13 protein-coding genes are annotated in these 17,176 nt (G+C 34.6%); 5 read left to right on the top strand and 8 right to left on the bottom strand.

Annotated elements, in window-relative coordinates; translation table 11 throughout:
• Positions 1-160: 160 nt before the first annotated feature.
• Together ACNC7R_RS16280 and ACNC7R_RS16275 are read right to left on the bottom strand one after the other, a co-directional pair.
• Entirely contained in the window at positions 161-1,696 is a 1,536-nt protein-coding gene (locus ACNC7R_RS16280) for a YifB family Mg chelatase-like AAA ATPase (protein ID WP_417942102.1), read from the bottom strand.
• A 94-nt stretch (positions 1,697-1,790) separates the two neighbouring features.
• On the bottom strand, positions 1,791-2,765 hold the full coding sequence (locus ACNC7R_RS16275; protein WP_417942101.1) for a Gfo/Idh/MocA family protein: 975 nt from the start codon (positions 2,763-2,765) through the stop codon (positions 1,791-1,793).
• Between the two features lie 307 nt (positions 2,766-3,072).
• Between ACNC7R_RS16275 and ACNC7R_RS16270 the strand changes: the two genes are divergently transcribed.
• Positions 3,073-4,398 (top strand): ammonium transporter, encoded by a 1,326-nt coding sequence (locus ACNC7R_RS16270; protein WP_417942100.1) that lies wholly within the window; start codon positions 3,073-3,075, stop codon positions 4,396-4,398.
• 278 nt (positions 4,399-4,676) lie between these two features.
• Here ACNC7R_RS16270 and ACNC7R_RS16265 read toward each other — a convergent pair whose 3' ends face one another.
• From ACNC7R_RS16265 to rlmF, 5 genes are all read right to left on the bottom strand, one after another.
• Positions 4,677-6,779, bottom strand: coding sequence for a cytochrome c biogenesis protein CcdA (locus ACNC7R_RS16265; protein ID WP_417942099.1), 2,103 nt, complete (start codon positions 6,777-6,779; stop codon positions 4,677-4,679).
• Entirely contained in the window at positions 6,779-8,089 is a 1,311-nt protein-coding gene (gene tilS, locus ACNC7R_RS16260) for a tRNA lysidine(34) synthetase TilS (protein ID WP_417942098.1), read from the bottom strand. The genes ACNC7R_RS16265 and tilS overlap by 1 nt, the downstream gene beginning before the upstream one ends.
• A 69-nt stretch (positions 8,090-8,158) precedes the next feature.
• Positions 8,159-10,150: an excinuclease ABC subunit UvrB gene (gene uvrB, locus ACNC7R_RS16255; protein ID WP_417942097.1), complete on the bottom strand. Its 1,992-nt coding sequence runs from the start codon at positions 10,148-10,150 to the stop codon at positions 8,159-8,161.
• A 68-nt stretch (positions 10,151-10,218) separates the two neighbouring features.
• Positions 10,219-11,157 carry an alpha/beta fold hydrolase gene (locus ACNC7R_RS16250; protein ID WP_417942096.1) on the bottom strand — a complete coding sequence of 313 codons (939 nt, stop codon included), beginning with the start codon at positions 11,155-11,157 and terminating at the stop codon, positions 10,219-10,221.
• 394 nt (positions 11,158-11,551) lie between these two features.
• On the bottom strand, positions 11,552-12,502 hold the full coding sequence (gene rlmF, locus ACNC7R_RS16245; RefSeq protein ID WP_417942095.1) for a 23S rRNA (adenine(1618)-N(6))-methyltransferase RlmF: 951 nt from the start codon (positions 12,500-12,502) through the stop codon (positions 11,552-11,554).
• Positions 12,503-12,742: 240 nt separating this feature from the next.
• On the opposite strand from rlmF, the gene ACNC7R_RS16240 reads away from it, so the two are divergent.
• The 4 genes from ACNC7R_RS16240 (at position 12,743) to ACNC7R_RS16225 (ending at position 16,360) form a co-directional block, all read left to right on the top strand.
• The gene (locus ACNC7R_RS16240; protein WP_417942094.1) at positions 12,743-13,612 is read left to right on the top strand and encodes an archaemetzincin; all 870 of its coding nucleotides are present in this window, start codon (positions 12,743-12,745) and stop codon (positions 13,610-13,612) included.
• A gap of 135 nt (positions 13,613-13,747) precedes the next feature.
• Positions 13,748-14,095 carry a cupin domain-containing protein gene (locus tag ACNC7R_RS16235; RefSeq protein WP_417942093.1) on the top strand — a complete coding sequence of 116 codons (348 nt, stop codon included), beginning with the start codon at positions 13,748-13,750 and terminating at the stop codon, positions 14,093-14,095.
• 105 nt (positions 14,096-14,200) lie between these two features.
• A complete protein-coding gene (locus ACNC7R_RS16230; RefSeq protein ID WP_417942092.1) occupies positions 14,201-15,376 on the top strand; it encodes an MFS transporter in 1,176 nt (391 codons plus the stop codon).
• 51 nt (positions 15,377-15,427) lie between these two features.
• Positions 15,428-16,360: a peptidylprolyl isomerase gene (locus tag ACNC7R_RS16225; protein WP_417942091.1), complete on the top strand. Its 933-nt coding sequence runs from the start codon at positions 15,428-15,430 to the stop codon at positions 16,358-16,360.
• 161 nt (positions 16,361-16,521) lie between these two features.
• On the opposite strand, the gene ACNC7R_RS16220 is transcribed toward ACNC7R_RS16225, so the two are convergent.
• Positions 16,522-16,917 carry a GreA/GreB family elongation factor gene (locus ACNC7R_RS16220; RefSeq protein WP_417942090.1) on the bottom strand — a complete coding sequence of 132 codons (396 nt, stop codon included), beginning with the start codon at positions 16,915-16,917 and terminating at the stop codon, positions 16,522-16,524.
• Between the last annotated feature and the right edge of the window lie 259 nt (positions 16,918-17,176).

Below are 17,176 nucleotides of genomic sequence, written 5' to 3'. Positions count from 1 at the left end.
GGCTATGTTTTGCAACACAAATTTCAATAACCCTTTTTTATTTTACAAAAAGTTTAAATCACTTCATAGAAATTTTGAATTCGATACATACAAACACAAAGAAATTAAACGGAGTGACTTGGACTAAATCTTAAATCGCTCTATTGAATAACTAATCCCTCTACCCCAACCAGCCATCCCGGTCTAAACTACGATACTGAATTGCTTCAGCAATATGCGATGAAGCAATTTGAGGAGCAGCATCTAAATCGGCAATGGTTCTGGCGACTTTTAAAATTCTGTCATAAGCTCTGGCGGACAGATTCAAACGTTCCATTGCTGTTTTTAATAATTCTTTAGATTGCTCATCAAGAACGCAGTACTCTCGAATTAATTTACTGCTCATTTGTGCATTATAATGAATATTTGCTAATTCTTGAAAACGAACAGACTGTACTTCACGCGCAGAAGTCACTCTTTGTCTAATGGAGGCGCTGCTCTCTGCTTTATTATCATCTGAAAGTTTCTCGAAAGGCACTGGTGTTACTTCTATATGAATATCAATCCGGTCTAATAATGGCCCGGAAATTTTACTCATATAGCGTTGCATTTCATGTGGAGAAGAAGTATTTGGCATAGACGGATCGTTAAAAAAACCACTCGGACTTGGATTCATACTGGCTACCAGCATAAAAGAAGAGGGATAAGTTACTGTAAATTTTGCTCTTGAAATCGTAACTTCCCTGTCTTCTAAAGGCTGACGCATTACTTCTAAAACATCTCTTTTAAATTCGGGCAATTCATCCAGAAATAAGACTCCGTTATGTGCCATGGAGATTTCTCCCGGCTGAGGATAGCTTCCTCCGCCAACCAGTGCAACATTCGAAATAGTATGATGCGGACTGCGAAATGGCCTTTGGTTCATTAAGCCAACTTCTTTTAATTTACCCGCAACGCTATGAATTTTTGTTGTTTCTAATGCTTCTCTTAGGGTCATTGGAGGCAAAATACTTGGCAAACGTTTCGCTAACATTGTTTTTCCTGCTCCGGGAGGGCCTATAAGAATAATATTATGCCCTCCGGCTGCGGCAATTTCCATACACCGTTTAATACTTTCCTGTCCACGGACATCAGAAAAATCAAATTCGGGAAAATCCAGGGTTTTGTAAAATTCTGCACGGGTATCAATAACGGTTGGTTCTAAAGTTCCTTTTCCTTCAAAGAAATCAATAACTTCCTGAACATTTTCTACTCCGTAAACATCAAGCCCTGCGACAATAGCAGCTTCTTTTACATTTTGTTTTGGAAGAAAAAAACCTTTATACCCTTCTTCTTTTGCTTTAATAGCTATAGATAATGCTCCATTTATAGATTGTAAACTTCCATCCAGAGAGAGTTCTCCCATAATGATGTACCGATCAATTTCGGTGGCTTTTATTTGGTCTGAGGCTACTAAAATTCCAATAGCTAAAGTTAAATCATAAGCAGAACCTTCTTTTCGCAAATCAGCAGGTGCCATATTTATGGTTATTTTTTTGCCTGGCATGGCATAACCATTATTCTTAAGGGCTGCAGCTATGCGATAACTGCTTTCTTTTATGGCATTGTCAGGTAAGCCTACCAAATGATAACCAATTCCTTTATCCATATTCACTTCTACCGTTATAGTAGTAGCTTCAACTCCAAAAACAGCACTTCCAAAAACTTTAACGAGCATACTTCTTTATTTGTAAATATTTTTTTATTTTTAGCAAAATAAGTAAATATTTTAATAAACAAAGTATTACAATGAATATTTTTTTTCTTTAGTTTTAATCGAATTCTAAACCGATCTGATTCTTTACTTTTTCGACAATTTTGCTTAGATCTAAACAATTTTGATGCGACCAGAGCTTACTTTCTATTTGATTGTTTTTAATACAGGTATGGCATTCGATTGCCTCATGTGCAAAACCTTTTCCTATAGTAGGAATACTGAATTTTTTTTCTTCGTCATTTTCAATAATGGAATACCCTTGCGTCATAAACCAAGGAGAGTCTATGTCAATTCTTCCCTGAGTGCCACTGATAGTAGCTTTCATGTCAGAAGCAGAAATTAAACCGGCGTGTAAAACAGATTGAGCGGACTCGTATTGTAAAATCATAGTAGTCTGCAAATCGACTCCTGTTGTGTGGAAAGTTGATTTTGCTATGATTTCTTCCGGAATTCCGAGTATGATATAAGATAAAAATAGGGGATACACCCCGATGTCATAAAGTGCCCCGCCGCCTAATTTTTTGTCTGTCAGTCTAATTCCTAATTCTTTATTATAATAAGCAAAATCAGCTTTAAGGTATTTAACCGATCCTATTTCACCAGTTTTTACTTTATATAGTAGTTCCTGGATTGAAGGAATAAATCGTGTCCAAAAAGCTTCCATAAAAAATTTATTGTACTTTTTTGAGGCCTCAGTCATTCGTACCGCATCGTGGTAGGATAAAGACAACGGCTTTTCGCATAATACATGTTTGCCGTTTTCCATTGCGCAGATTGATAATTCGGCATGTGAATCGTGAGGTGTTGCTATATAAACAATATCAACGTTTTCGTCTAAAAACAGGTCATTATATGATCCGTAAAATGTATCGCAATCGTATTTTTTGGCAAATTCGCCGGCCTTACCGATGTCTCTTGAAGCTACGGCAACTAGTTCAGCTTCATTTATTAATTGTAAATCAGCAGCAAATTGGTCTGCAATGTTTCCTAAACCAATAATCCCCCATCTTATTTTTTGCTTTTTATTCATCTTGAATTATAGTTTGTAAAAATGTTAAAACAGTCAAAGATAAACTAACATAATGAAATGATGGATGCATTTTTTCTATATTATTGTGCTATTTCTTACATATAGTATTTGTTAAAGTTTAAAAAGAAGCTCGTTTTTTGTAATTCAGGATCAATTTTTTTTAAAAATCATATATTTTTTAATCAATAGGTGTAATGTAAAGGGGGGTAAAATGAAAAATTAACAAAAATTAAACATTATAGGGTATTTTTTATGGGGGTATTAAATGATTTTATACTTTTATCAAAAATTTTAAAACTATATAACGATGCGAAAAATTATTTTAAGTGTGATTCTTATCACAATTTTGTTACTGTCCATTTTTTCTATTTCATTTGTTACTGAATCAAAAACATTGGGAGCTCATGTTGTCGAATTGAAAATGGACACAGGAGATACCGCATGGATGGTTGTTGCAACTGCTTTTGTATTATTAATGACACCAGGTTTAGGTTTCTTCTATGGAGGTATGGTTGGTAAGAAAAACGTAATTAGTACCATGCTGCAAAGTTTTATGGCAATGGTAATTGTTACTATTTTATGGGTAGTTATAGCCTTTGGATTATGTTTTGGTCCATCAATAGGCGGATTCATAGGAGATCCTACTTCAAATATATTCTTTCAGGGAGTTAGTGCGAATACCGCTTGGGAGCTGGCACCTACAATTCCTTTTATTCTTTTCGCATTGTTTCAGGCTAAATTTGCTATCATTACGCCAGCGTTAATTACAGGAGCTTTTGCTGAACGTGTACGCTTCTGGGCTTACTTATTATTCATGGTTTTATTCATATTATTTATTTACGCTCCATTATGTCACATGACATGGCATCCTGATGGATTGTTCTTCGGATGGGGAGTTTTAGATTTCGCTGGTGGAACAGTAGTACACATGAGTGCTGGTTGGGCTGCATTAGCCGGAGCTATTTTCTTAGGAAAACGTAAAGTTCAAAAAGTAAATCCTGCGAGAATTACTTATGTATTATTAGGTACAGGTTTATTATGGTTTGGATGGTTTGGTTTCAATGCTGGTTCTGCTGTTGGAGCAGGAAGTCTTGCTGCTCAGGCATTAGGAACTACAACTGTTGCAGCTGCTTCTGCAGCTATGGCTTGGGTTTTCCTTGATAAAATTTTAGGTCACAAATTATCTGCAATGGGAGCATGTATTGGTGCTGTTGTAGGTTTGGTAGCTGTTACACCGGCTGCTGGTTTTGTATCTATCCCTCACGCTTTAGCAATTGGTATCATCGCTGCTGTAATTAGTAATCTTGTAGTGAGCAAATTTCCTAAAGGAAAAATTGATGATGCTCTTGACGTTTTCGCTTGCCACGGTGTTGGTGGAATGGTAGGAATGCTGTTAACAGGGGTATTTGCTTCTAAAGAGGTAAATTCTATTGTTGGGGATAACCAAGGATTAATCTTTGGTGATGCTACTTTATTCCTTACACAATTAAAAGCTTTAGTACTTGTTTCTATATTTGCTTTTGCTGCTTCATATGCATTGTTCTTTATTGTTAACAAAATTACTCCTCTAAGAGTTACGGAAGAAAAAGAAGAATTAGGATTAGATATTTCTCAACACGGAGAGTACCTATAAGGAATTATTCAGTTTAAATACTATAAAAAATGCCCTCTAAATTGAATCTTAGAGGGCATTTTATTTTGAATTAATTCAGCCTTTTTTATTATAAGAAGCAGAAACTTTCTTATTTAGTGCAACATTCCCGCTTTGTCTTTATTGCCCAGTAATCTCATACGGATAATTGCTTCAATATAGTTAGCTGAAATTCATGAAATAAAACCGTATTGAAGTAATTGAGACTATGTTTACAATAATGAGTTTTTCAATGCTTCTACAAAGGTTTATAAGTAATACTATTTAAAGTTTGAAATTCCTTGTTTTAACCACATCAAATATTCTTCAGTATTAACATAGCTAATTGTAGGTTTTGAGCTGTTCAGATTATTTCCTTCAAGATCAGTTATAACGTATAAAGGCTGAGTATTAGTTTTGTATTTTGAAATCATAAACTCGGTCCATTTGTCACCAATTGTTTCAATTTTATCTCCCGAGGCAGTTATAAATTGTTGGTTTGCAGGTAATTTACGTTTATCGTCCACATACAAAGAAATCAAAACCACCTCATTTTTTAAGATTGGTAAAACTTTTTCATCAGACCACACATTGTTTTCCATTTTTCTGCAATTTACACATGCATGTCCTGTAAAATCAAGCATGATAGGTTTATTTACAGATTTTGCATAGGCTAAACCGTTATCATAATCATGAAAAACCATAATTCCGTGTGGTCCTGATTCGGCTCCTTTTGGCAGGTCTTTTTCTGATGAAGCTGTATTATTACCATTTCCTGAACCACCTACACCAAACGGACTTTCACTATAGGTTTGAGGTGGAGGAAAAGCACTGATTAATTTTAAAGGAGCTCCCCAAAGTCCGGGAATTAAATAAAGAGTAAACATCAGCGTAATCAATCCTAAATATAATCTTCCAACAGAAATATGATGCAAAGGACTATCATGAGGTAATGTAATTTTTCCGAACAGGTACAAAGTTAAAGCCCCAAAAATAGCAATCCAGATTACTAAGAATACTTCTCTTTCCAGAAAATGTAATTGTAAAACCAAATCAGCATTTGATAAAAATTTAAAAGCTAAAGCCAATTCTAAAAATCCAAGAACCACTTTTACGGTATTCAGCCAGCCTCCTGATTTTGGTAATGAATTCAGCCAGCCCGGAAACATCGCAAACAGCATAAATGGTAAAGCCAAGGCTAATGAAAAACCAAGCATGCCTACAACCGGAGCGATTCCTCCTGTCGTTGCTGCTATCACCAATAAAGGTCCAACTACAGGTCCTGTACAAGAAAAAGAAACTACGGCCAAAGCAAGAGCCATAAACAATATTCCAATTAGCCCTCCCTTATCAGCTTGCTGGTCAGCTTTATTTGCCCATGAGTTAGGAAGCATAATTTCGAAAGCCCCTAAAAATGAGGTTGCGAAAATAACCAGTAGAACAAAGAATGCTAAATTAAACCAAACATTTGTCGCTAAATCATTTAAGGCATCTGCACCAAAAATCCAGGTAACCAGCCAGCCTAAAGCTACATAAATTACAATAATAGAAATTCCGTAAAAGATAGCGTTCCTAATTCCCTGTGTTCTTGTTTTACTCTGTTTTGTAAAAAAACTAACTGTCATTGGAATCATAGGAAATACGCAGGGTGTAAACAGAGCAGCGAATCCTGATAAAAAGGCTAAAAAGAAAATAGACCATAAACTCATTCCGGAAGTTGATTCAGGTAATTTAGATTTTGTGGCATTCTTTTCTATTTCAGTTTTAGCTGATGCTGTTTTAGTTTTTTCTGTAGAAGATGTCAATGTATCTACGGCAATCCCTGTTACTTTAGTTTCGTCTAATTTTGCTTCAGTTATTGTTGGAATTGCTGCTTCTGTTTTTGATAAAGATGGAACCGTAATTGAGAATTTTTTATTCGAATTGATACAGACTTCTTTACAAACCTGAAAATCAAATTCAACTTCTACAGTTTTTAAATTAGGGTTTACGATCTGAATTTCCTGCTCAATATGTGCCTTACCTTCAAAATAAGTTTCGTTTACTTCAAAAACATCGTTAAAGGATGTCTTGGTCTTTCCTTCTTTGGCTTTCCCAACTAAATTGTAATTGCCTTTTTGATTTTTAAAGGAAATTTCTAAAGCCAACGGACCTCCTTCTGGTGTAAACTGGGAATACATGTGCCAGTCTTTCTCTATAATTCCGTCAAAAATTAAAACAAAATTAGTTTCTGATTTCTTCTCGATTTTAGATGTCCATTTTACCGGTTCTATGATTTGGGCATTACTACTTGCAAAAGCAAAAAAGAAAAATAGTAAGAATAAAATGGATGTAGTCAAGAAGTTTCTTGACGTTACATCCTGACGGGAGTGATTAAAGTTCATTATTGCAGTTCTATTTTAAGTATTTTTTTTGTGGTTTTTTCTATTTTAAATCGTTCATCCTGCCTGATTCCGACTACCCATACAATCTCGTCTTTTGAACATAAAAGCCAGGAGTTCTCTTTTTCAATCAGCGATAACTTTTCATCCTTAAAAAATTTACTGATTTTTTTTGATTTTCCGTTCATTCCAAAAGGCTGAAAAGAATCCCCTTCTTTCCATTTTCTTAAAACCAGCGGATATTGAATTTTTTCAGCATCCGCAAATATAATCTTATTTGATTCTATAGTTATGTGACTAACGTTACAAAGTTTCAAATTTAAGGGAAAATTAACTTCGTGATCGTTCTCATTAATTTCAAACTCTTGTTTTTCTGATACTTCTACAATCGGACTTAAAATCAAGGTTTTCCTGTTTTTAAGTAATCTAAATTCAGCCGAGAAAACCTGTTTTCCGGATTGTCCGTCTACTAAATCATAAATATCATTCCATGCCAGAAATCCAAATTCATTAAGCCATTCATACAAATACGATCTGTAATTAGGCAATTTTTTAAGCTTATTTAAATCGAAATGAATTTCTTCTCCGGCTTCTTTTGCTACCTGCTGATAAATCATAATCGAAGCATCTTCGGCCATTTCATTAGCTTCCTGCAAATAGGATTGTGTTTTCTGGAAAGCTTTTAGGAAATTAGGATTGATTTGCTTTAAAACAGGAACTAAATCATGCCGAATTTTATTACGAAGGTATTTATCAGATGCATTGCTGCTGTCTTCCCGCCATTGGATATTCTTTTCTTTTGCATATTTTAGGATTTCTTCTCTTGAAAAAGGCAAAAGCGGACGGATAATTTTATCATTTTGTTCGGGAATACCAACAAGACCATTTAATCCTGTACCACGGCTGAGGTTGATGATAAAAGTTTCGAGATTATCATCTGCATGATGAGCTGTCAGGATATAATCAAATTTATGGGTTTCCAATAGTTCATAAAACCAGCTGTATCTAAGTTCGCGGGCTGCTATCTGGGTAGAAAGTTTGTAATCTTTTGCAAAAGCTTCCGTATCAAACTGCGTTGTGAAAAGAGATATATTATTTTCTTCACAGTAATTTCGAATGAAATCCTGATCACCTAAACTTTCCAATCCGCGAAGCTGAAAATTACAATGTAAGACTGCAATTTCATAATCTAATTGCTGAAACAAATGCAGTAAAACCATACTGTCAAGTCCGCCACTAACAGCAAGAAAGAGTTTTTTATTTTCCAAAAAAGCAAATCTTGCCGAAATATGATTTTCAAAATTTGTAAGCATCTGTAAAATTAAGAGATGAATGTTTTAAGAACTGCAAAATTAAGGGTTTTAAAAGAAACAAGAACCTTTCTAAGAAAGTTGTTCCTGTAACTTTTTAATATCGTCACGTAATTTGGCAGCTTGTAAAAAATCCAGATCTTTTGCTGCTTTTTCCATCGATTTGCGCTTTTCGCGAATCAGTTTTTCTAATTCAGGTTTTGACAAGTAAGCGGCCTCGGGTTCGGCTGCTGCTTGTAGGGAATGACCAAGTTCGTATTCGACTAAAGGATTTTTAGTAAAGGCTGAATCGATTTTTTTGTTTAAGGCCTGTGGTGTTAACCCGTTTTCTGTATTAAAATTAATTTGTTTGGTTCTGCGGTAATTCGTTTCATCTATCGTTTTTTGCATACTGGCTGTGATTTTATCAGCATACATAATCGCTTTTCCGTTAATATTTCTCGCTGCACGACCAATAGTCTGTGTTAAAGATCTGTGGTTTCTTAAGAATCCTTCTTTATCTGCATCCAAAATAGCAACTAAAGAAACCTCCGGTAAATCCAGTCCTTCACGAAGTAGATTCACTCCAATTAATACGTCAAAAATTCCTTTTCGTAAATCCTGCATAATTTCGATGCGTTCCAAAGTATCTACTTCGGAGTGAATATAACGGCAGCGTACATTTACTTTAGTCAGATATTTTGCTAATTCTTCTGCCATTCTTTTCGTTAAGGTAGTGACGAGAACTCTTTCGTCTAATTCGCAACGCACCTGAATTTCTTCAATTAAATCATCAATCTGATTCAGACTTGGCCTGACTTCAATAATCGGATCGAGTAATCCGGTTGGACGAATAATCTGTTCTACATAAATACCATCTGATTTTTGCAATTCGTAATCGGCCGGAGTGGCAGAAACATACACCACCTGATTTTGCAAGGCCTCGAATTCTTCAAATTTCAACGGCCGGTTGTCCATTGCGGCAGGTAAACGGAAACCATATTCTACAAGGTTTTCTTTTCGGCTTCTGTCACCACCGTACATAGCGTGTACTTGCGAAACCGTTACGTGACTTTCGTCAATTACCATTAAATAATCACTTGGAAAATAATCCAGCAGGCAGAAAGGTCTTGTTCCTGCTTCTCTTCCGTCAAGGTAGCGCGAATAATTCTCAATTCCGGAGCAATAACCTAATTCGCGAATCATTTCCAGATCGAAATTGGTTCTTTCTTCAAGGCGTTTGGCTTCAAGATGTTTGCCTATCTCTTTAAAATAATCAACTTGTTTGACTAAATCCTGCTGTATCTGCCAGATTGCGCCCTGCAAGACGTCCGGAGAAGTCACAAACATATTGGCAGGATAAATGGTCAGCCTTTTAAATTTTTCTATTACTTGTGATGTTTTTACATCAAATGATTCAATTTCTTCAATTTCATCTCCAAAAAAGTGAATTCGATACGCATCATCGGCATAACTTGGATACACTTCTACGATATCTCCCTTAATACGGAAAGTTCCGGGATTAAAATCGGCTTCTGTCCTTGCGTATAAACTTTGTACAAGATTGTGTAATAATTTAGTTCTCGAAATAACCTGATCTCTTGTGATTTCAATGACATTTTTCTTAAATTCTACGGGGTTTCCAATTCCATAAAGACAGGAAACTGAAGCAACTACTAAAATATCCCTTCGTCCGGAAAGTAATGAAGAAGTGGTACTTAAACGCATTTTCTCCAGTTCTTCATTAATAGATAAATCCTTTTCAATAAACACACCGGTTACGGGCATAAAGGCTTCGGGTTGATAATAATCGTAGTATGAGACGAAATATTCTACCGCATTGTTTGGGAAAAACTGTTTGAATTCTGAATATAACTGCGCTGCCAAAGTTTTGTTATGTGCCAGAACCAGGGTGGGTTTTTGTACTTCCTGGATGACATTGGCCATTGTAAAAGTTTTACCTGAGCCTGTTACACCTAATAAAGTCTGGTATTTTTCGCCAGCAATAATGCCTTGCGCAAGTTTTTGGATTGCCTGTGGCTGATCTCCTTTTGGACTATATTCTGAGGATACCTGAAAATTCATTTCGAACTATGAAAAAATTAGTTTTGTAAAGATACAAGTTTGAACGCTATTAAATGGTAAGTTCTTTTTTATTCTAAAAACTCAATCATGGCATCATTTACAATTTTAGTCTGATCAATACTTAAAAAATGTCCTGCATCTTTGATTATTTTTGTCTTGCTGTTTGACAAAAAAGCCTTCACTTTTTCTAAGCTTTCGGGTGAATTAATTACGTCTTTGTCACCAATCAGTACTAAAATCGGATTTTTAATAGATTTTAATTCATCATTAGAAAAAGGAGTCATTTTTAGCATACTAGAATTTGATTTAGCGTATTTATTAGCTAAATAAAATTGTTTTTTGTAAGCAGGGGCAATTTTTTCGGGATGGGTTGAAAAAGTCTCTAAAGTTTTTCCGAATTTTTTTTCGCTTGGAAAAAGTTTTAGCATTAATGCAGAGGATGTTTTACCCATTTTATCAATGAATTTAAAAGTTTGAGCCGGGCTTAACAAGACTATTTTATCAATGGAATTTTCTTTTTGTACAGCCAGTAATGTTGCAATCCATCCACCACGTGAGGCTCCTACAATATCAAATTTGTTTAATTTATAATGGGCAAAAATTTCATTATACCACACAACAATTTCTTCTTTAGAAAGAGTCTGGGCAGTCAGATTAGATTTTCCGGGTTCCATCAGAAAATCGATGGCATATATTCGATGGTTTTTCGCCAGGGCTTTAATGTTGGGATACCACATTGTTGAGCTGGCATCCATTCCGTGTAGCAGTACCAAATCTCTTCCGTTTTTAGGACCTGTAATTATCACATGGGCATTGCCAAATCTGGTTTTAATATTTTCTTCGGTATAGGGAATATTCCAAAGTTTTAAAGCTTTGTCGTAGGAGTTTAGATAGCTTTGTTTTTCTTTTTGGGTTTGGAAGACATAGTCTTCAAATTTTGCTTTTTTAGAAGATCCACAACCAAAAAGCATAACCAAAAGCATAAATTGAAGTAGTACTCTTGTCATAATATTTTGTATTTAGTATAAAAGTACAATAACAGAATATACATTGCCTTCCAGAATTTTGTTTCAAAATATCATAATTATAAGCTTTATGATTTTTTGACTGTTAGGTGATAAATCTGTACAAAAGTTAAAATGGCGTTTGGAATAATTACCGATAAGAGCCATTGATTAATATCACTGAAATCTTTTAAGAAAATCCATAAATTCCAAAAGATATGCAGTCAAAAAGATTAATCAGCCGAATAGCTCTAAGATCTTTTAGTAAAAAATCTCATACTGTAAGTGCAAATGTAGGATAACCTATATTCTATAATGGCTTTGATATTAAATAGTTTAGGTTAAATTTAGCAAAAGTAAATTGCAAAGTCAAGGATTGAGTTTGAAAATCAGTGTTTTAAATAAACCACTTTTCCTCATCTTTAGGTTTCAAAAAAGTCCAGGCCACAATTCGGCTGTTTTTTTGTCCCTGAGCCATAGCAATAGTTCTGATTTCTAAAGCATTTACTTTTTTTAAGGTTTTGTAAATAGCAGAAAGATTCTCTTTTTTAGAAACAAGAGTTGTAAACCACCAACATTGTGAACCATATTTTACGCTTTCGTAAATCATTTGGTTTATAAAACCAATTTCGCCGCCAATGCACCATAATTCGTCATGCTGACCTCCAAAGTTCAGAACAGGTTTATCGTTTTTTTTATCTTTCGGATTTAGATTTGATATTTTCCTGAGAGCACTTTTATGAGCTTCTTCTGCAGAAGCGTGAAAAGGTGGATTACATATGGTAAAAGTAAAACGGTCTTCGGGTGTAATAATGTTTTTAAAAATAAAACGTGATTCTGTTTGCTGTTGTAAACTGATTGCTTCAATCAATTTCGGATTCGCTTTGATAATTTTGCTGCAGTTTTCGATTGCTTTTTTATCAATGTCGGTCGCAACAAAACTCCAGTCGTAAATTGTATTTCCTAAAATAGGATAAATACAATTGGCTCCTGTTCCAATATCCAGTCCTAAAACTGAAGTCCCGACAGGAATATTTCCGTTATTGGATTCACCAAGTAAATCGGCTAAATAATGAATGTAATCTGCTCTTCCAGGAATGGGCGGACAAAGATAATTTTTAGGAATATCCCAATTTTCAATATCATAGTATGTTTGCAGCAAAGCTCTATTAAGCGTTTTTACAGCAATCGGGTTATTGAAATCAATTGTTTTAATTCCGTGTTGGTTTATGACGACAAAAGTTTTTAGTTCTTGACAATTTGAAATAAGAAGTTCGAAATCATAACGTGAACGATGTAGATTTCGAGGATGTAAATTATTTTTCTCAGTATTGTCTGCTGCTTTCATTTTGCGAGTTTGAGTGCAAAGATAGGCATTCCATTTTTAAAGAATGTTTGACTATTTTGTATGTGAATTCTGTGTAATAATTTTCATGTGTTTTTAGTGTCAGACAACTGTTATGACTCTGTTTGTGCAATAAAGAATACAAAAAAAAGAGAATAATTAATCTTGTATAAGAAAAATTATATAAATATTACGGTTTTCAGAGTTTGTTTATTTATTTTTGGTTAAGTAATCCAAATCTAAATGAAAAAAGCAGGACTTCTTATCATCATAATTTTTTGTACTACATGTATTAAGCAGGATGGGAATGAATATTTCGATCAGATTAAAAAAAATGATGTTGAATTAACAAAACCGGTTGAAGGAGATTGGCTCTATTCTCATAAAGAAAAAGGTCAGACTTTTGATCAATTCATGAATTCAAAACATATTGTTCCAACCAGTGAATACAATATTATTTACATAAGACCTATTGGAAATTTTAATTCTTTGCAAAACAAACAAATAGAACTGTTAAGGGAATATCTGGAAATTTATTTTCAGTTAAAAACAAAAATTTTGGAAACAGTTTCTAATGATATTATTCCTGAATCCGCACAGAGAATTGGATATGAAAATAACCAGCAGTTTTTGGCGGGGTACATTTTGGATCATGTTTTAAAAAAAGACAAGCCTTTAAAAAGAATTGCACTTATGGGATTGACCGAAGTTGATTTGTATCCTAAACCGGAATGGAATTTCGTTTTCGGATTGGCCTCTTATCGTGACAAAGTAGGAGTAAGTTCTATTTACAGACTACAGGACGGCAAACTGACTCAGGAGAATTTTAATTTGTGCTTGTCCAGACTTCTTAAAATAAGTTCCCATGAAATTGGTCATATGTTTGGTTTACAACATTGCATTTTTGCAGATTGTGTAATGAATGGCACCAATAGTATGAGCGAAACAGACAAAAATTCTGCAAGATTATGTTCTGTTTGTCAGAGAAAGTTAAATTCAGGTATAAAGTACGACAACAAAAAAAGACTTACTGAACTGAAAAAATATTTTGAAAAAAATAATTTAACAAAGGAACTCCAATTAATAAAGAGAGATATTGCCGTGGTTGAGTAATAACTTTACTATAACACATAATAAACTGTATTTATTTCATTTTTTTATTTCAGTTAAAATTTTTATCATTCAGAAGAATCGATTAAACCTTAATGATTGAAATGTCTTATTTTTGTACCATAAATGAATATTAATATGGAAAATTCTGTTGCAAGTAAAGAGTTTCTTTTTGGAGAGGAAATTCAATGGGAAGTGGTTGGAGAAGGTGTAAAACGTAAAATTTTAGCTTTTGATAATCGCGTTATGCTGGTAAATGTACATTTCGAAAAAGGTGCTATCGGAGCTTTGCACGAACACTATCATACGCAGGTAACTTATGTGGCAAAAGGCAGGTTTGATGTTACGATAAACGGGATCACAAAAACGCTGAAAGAAGGAGATAGCTTTTATATTCCGCCTCATGCAATTCATGGTGTTTTGTGTTTAGAAGAAGGAATGCTGACGGATGTTTTTAGTCCAATGCGTGAAGACTTCATGAAATAATAAATCAATACGATTTTTAAAACACCAATCTGATTAGGCCTGAAAATTCAAAAAATTATACTTTTTTTAAAGTTTGGATAAAAATTAGATTGGTATTTTTGCAAAATGAATTTATCCAAAACGAATGTCTTGTTTATGGCAGCCTGCACAGGCCTCATTGTTGCAAATTTATATTACTGCCAGCCTTTAATTGTTTTAATAGCCAACGAGTTTAAAATTCCTGAAGCAAATGCAGGAACAATAACCTATCTCACGCAGTCTGGATATGCTCTGGGGTTGTTTTTTATGGTTCCTTTGGGCGATAAAATAGAACGGAAAAGACAAATTTTGATTACCACTTTTGCTTCTGTAATTGCATTGTTAATTGCAGCCACGGCAAAAAGCTTCCTGATATTGCAAATCGCATCACTGCTTATCGGGATCACTTCGATAGTACCGCAGCTTATTTTGCCTTTGGCGGCATCATTAAGCAGTCAGGAACAAAGAGGAAAAGTTATAGGAACGATTATGAGCGGCTTATTGGTTGGGATATTGCTTTCCAGAACTTTAAGCGGTTTTATTGGTCAGGTTTTGGGTTGGAGATCGATGTTTTATATCGCTGCCGGAATTTGTCTTTTGATCTTTTTTGTAATTCAGAACAAGTTTCCTGTTAATAAACCTCAGTTTCAGGGATCTTATGGTCAATTAATTCAATCTCTTTTTACACTTATAAAAACGCAGCCTGTATTGCGTGAAGCGACGTTAATCAATGTGTTTAGTTTTGCGCAGTTTGGCGCTTTCTGGACCACTATGGTTTTGTTGCTTTCGGGAGAACCGTTTCATTTTAATAGCGCAACAATTGGTTTATTCGGAATCGTGGGTGCTTCAGGAGCTTTGGCAGCACCATTAGTAGGTAAAATGGGGGATAAAGGTGGTTCAAGAGTAGTTGTTGGCTATGGGTGTTTGTTAATACTAATCAGTTTTTTGGTGTTTTATTTTTCGATAGAAAGCGTTATTGGAATAACAATCGGAATTGTATTTATTGATATCGGAATCCAGGGTGTGCATATTTCAAATCAAACTCGTGTTTATTCGTTGCTTCCTGAAGCCAGAAACAGATTAAATACGGTTTTTATGTCTTTTAGCTTTTTAGGAACTGCTGCCGGTTCAGCTTATGGATTGTTATTATGGAAATTAGGCGGATGGCACGCTGTAACTATCGGATGCGTTGGCTTATCAATATTGGCGTTAACCGTTTACGGGCTTACTTATAAACCAAAATCTAAAAAAATAGAGAGATAAATTGATATAAAATTAATTTGTAAATTTGCGTTCAATTAAAAAATAACAACAATGGAAAACGGAATATACGCTAAATTCAATACTAGTAAAGGCTCGATTTTAGTAAAACTCACACACGAGTTAACACCAGGAACTGTAGGGAATTTTGTAGCGCTTGCAGAAGGAAATATGGAAAACAGAGTAAAACCTCAGGGACAAAAATTCTATGACGGTTTAACTTTTCACAGAGTAATTCCTGATTTTATGATTCAGGGAGGCTGCCCAAAAGGAACAGGAACCGGTGATCCGGGATATAAATTTGATGATGAATTTCACCCAAGTTTAAAGCATGATCGTCCGGGAATTTTGTCGATGGCTAATTCTGGCCCGGGAAGTAATGGGTCTCAATTTTTTATTACGCATGTTCCAACTCCATGGTTAGATAATAAACATTCTGTTTTTGGACATGTTGTTGAAGGGCAGGATGTGGTAGATGCTGTTGCGCAAGGTGATGCATTAGAAAATGTAGAGATAATCAGAGTAGGGGAAGAAGCTCAAAAATGGAATGCTATTGAGGCTTTTATTAGTTTAAAAGGGGCTCGTTTAAAAAGAGAAGCAGCTTTAAAAGCAGAATCTGAAGCAAAAATGGAACAATTAGCTGCCGGTTTTGATAAAACAGAAAGTGGTTTACGTTACAAAATGATTCAAAAAGGAGAAGGTAAAAAAGCAGAAGCAGGGAAAACAGTTTCGGTACACTACGAAGGGTCTTTGGAAAACGGAAAAGTTTTTGATTCCTCTTACCCAAGAAAAAAACCAATCGAATTCAAATTAGGTGTTGGCCAGGTTATCGAAGGATGGGATGAAGGTATTGCTTTATTACAGGTTGGAGACAAAGCGCGTTTTGTAATTCCATCAGATTTGGCTTATGGACCAGGTGGTGCAGGTGGTGTTATTCCTCCACATGCGACTCTTATTTTTGACGTAGAATTAATGGATGTAAAATAAAAAGACATTCTATTATCTTAATAATGTCCCATTCGGTTTTCCGGATGGGATTTTTTTATTTTTTTCATCAGGAATTAGATCATTCAAAATTCAAAATCATGGGAATTAATGTGGTAATGATGGTTATAAAAAAACACCTTCATAAATGAGGTGTTTGCAAGTTAAGAATGGGATACAACGGTATTGTTTACTTCAGTTATTTTTAATGTTTTTATTCCGGCAGGTAATTCCCAATCCACCTGATCATTTTTTTTAAAGCCAATAATAGCAACGCTTAAAGGGGCTAAAATGGATATTTTTCCTTCTTGTACATTTGCTAAAGAAGGCAAAACAATTTGAACTTTTATTTCTTTATTAGATTTAACATCTTCAATTGTCACATGCGAATTGATCCGGATAATTGAATTGTCAAGAATACTTTCTTCACTGATAATAGCACGGTCTAATTCTTGTGAAAGCAGTCTGGCTTCTTTTGCATTTGAATCATTTTTACTCTTTAATAGCAACTCTCGAAGAAACTGATGCTCTTTTTTACAGAAAACAGGTGTTGGTTTCATAGTATTTAATATTAAACGTGGATAAAATAATTGATTATGTTAAATTCCAATTGGCAATAAAGTGCTAACTGAAACTTAATATATTGTTTAATTGAATTTGTGTTTATTTGAAATATGAAAATCTCTCAAATAGAAAAAAACATGATATATTTGGTGAAAATCCTCCGTCTGAAAGAAGAAAAATGAGATAGACGGGGGCCTAAATAATAAAGGCCTTGCTGTGTGAAATAAGTATAGCAGCAATTGGTTTTCTCTCAAA

Source organism: Flavobacterium adiutor, from assembly GCF_048282555.1.
Classification (GTDB): Bacteria; Bacteroidota; Bacteroidia; order Flavobacteriales; family Flavobacteriaceae; genus Flavobacterium.
This window is presented reverse-complemented; position numbering and strand designations above follow the sequence as displayed.

What these genes read in the sequence shown, in the direction of transcription:
- ACNC7R_RS16280 (WP_417942102.1), bottom strand. Translation starts at nt 1,696, where the DNA reads ATGCTCGTTAAAGTTTTTGGAAGTGCTGTTTTTGGAGTTGAAGCTACT.
- tilS (WP_417942098.1), bottom strand. Translation starts at nt 8,089, where the DNA reads ATGCTTACAAATTTTGAAAATCATATTTCGGCAAGATTTGCTTTTTTG.
- ACNC7R_RS16225 (WP_417942091.1), top strand. Translation starts at nt 15,428, where the DNA reads ATGGAAAACGGAATATACGCTAAATTCAATACTAGTAAAGGCTCGATT.
- ACNC7R_RS16235 (WP_417942093.1), top strand. Translation starts at nt 13,748, where the DNA reads ATGGAAAATTCTGTTGCAAGTAAAGAGTTTCTTTTTGGAGAGGAAATT.
- ACNC7R_RS16230 (WP_417942092.1), top strand. Translation starts at nt 14,201, where the DNA reads ATGAATTTATCCAAAACGAATGTCTTGTTTATGGCAGCCTGCACAGGC.
- uvrB (WP_417942097.1), bottom strand. Translation starts at nt 10,150, where the DNA reads ATGAATTTTCAGGTATCCTCAGAATATAGTCCAAAAGGAGATCAGCCA.
- ACNC7R_RS16270 (WP_417942100.1), top strand. Translation starts at nt 3,073, where the DNA reads ATGCGAAAAATTATTTTAAGTGTGATTCTTATCACAATTTTGTTACTG.
- rlmF (WP_417942095.1), bottom strand. Translation starts at nt 12,502, where the DNA reads ATGAAAGCAGCAGACAATACTGAGAAAAATAATTTACATCCTCGAAAT.
- ACNC7R_RS16265 (WP_417942099.1), bottom strand. Translation starts at nt 6,779, where the DNA reads ATGAACTTTAATCACTCCCGTCAGGATGTAACGTCAAGAAACTTCTTG.
- ACNC7R_RS16220 (WP_417942090.1), bottom strand. Translation starts at nt 16,917, where the DNA reads ATGAAACCAACACCTGTTTTCTGTAAAAAAGAGCATCAGTTTCTTCGA.
- ACNC7R_RS16275 (WP_417942101.1), bottom strand. Translation starts at nt 2,765, where the DNA reads ATGAATAAAAAGCAAAAAATAAGATGGGGGATTATTGGTTTAGGAAAC.
- ACNC7R_RS16240 (WP_417942094.1), top strand. Translation starts at nt 12,743, where the DNA reads ATGAAAAAAGCAGGACTTCTTATCATCATAATTTTTTGTACTACATGT.
- ACNC7R_RS16250 (WP_417942096.1), bottom strand. Translation starts at nt 11,157, where the DNA reads ATGACAAGAGTACTACTTCAATTTATGCTTTTGGTTATGCTTTTTGGT.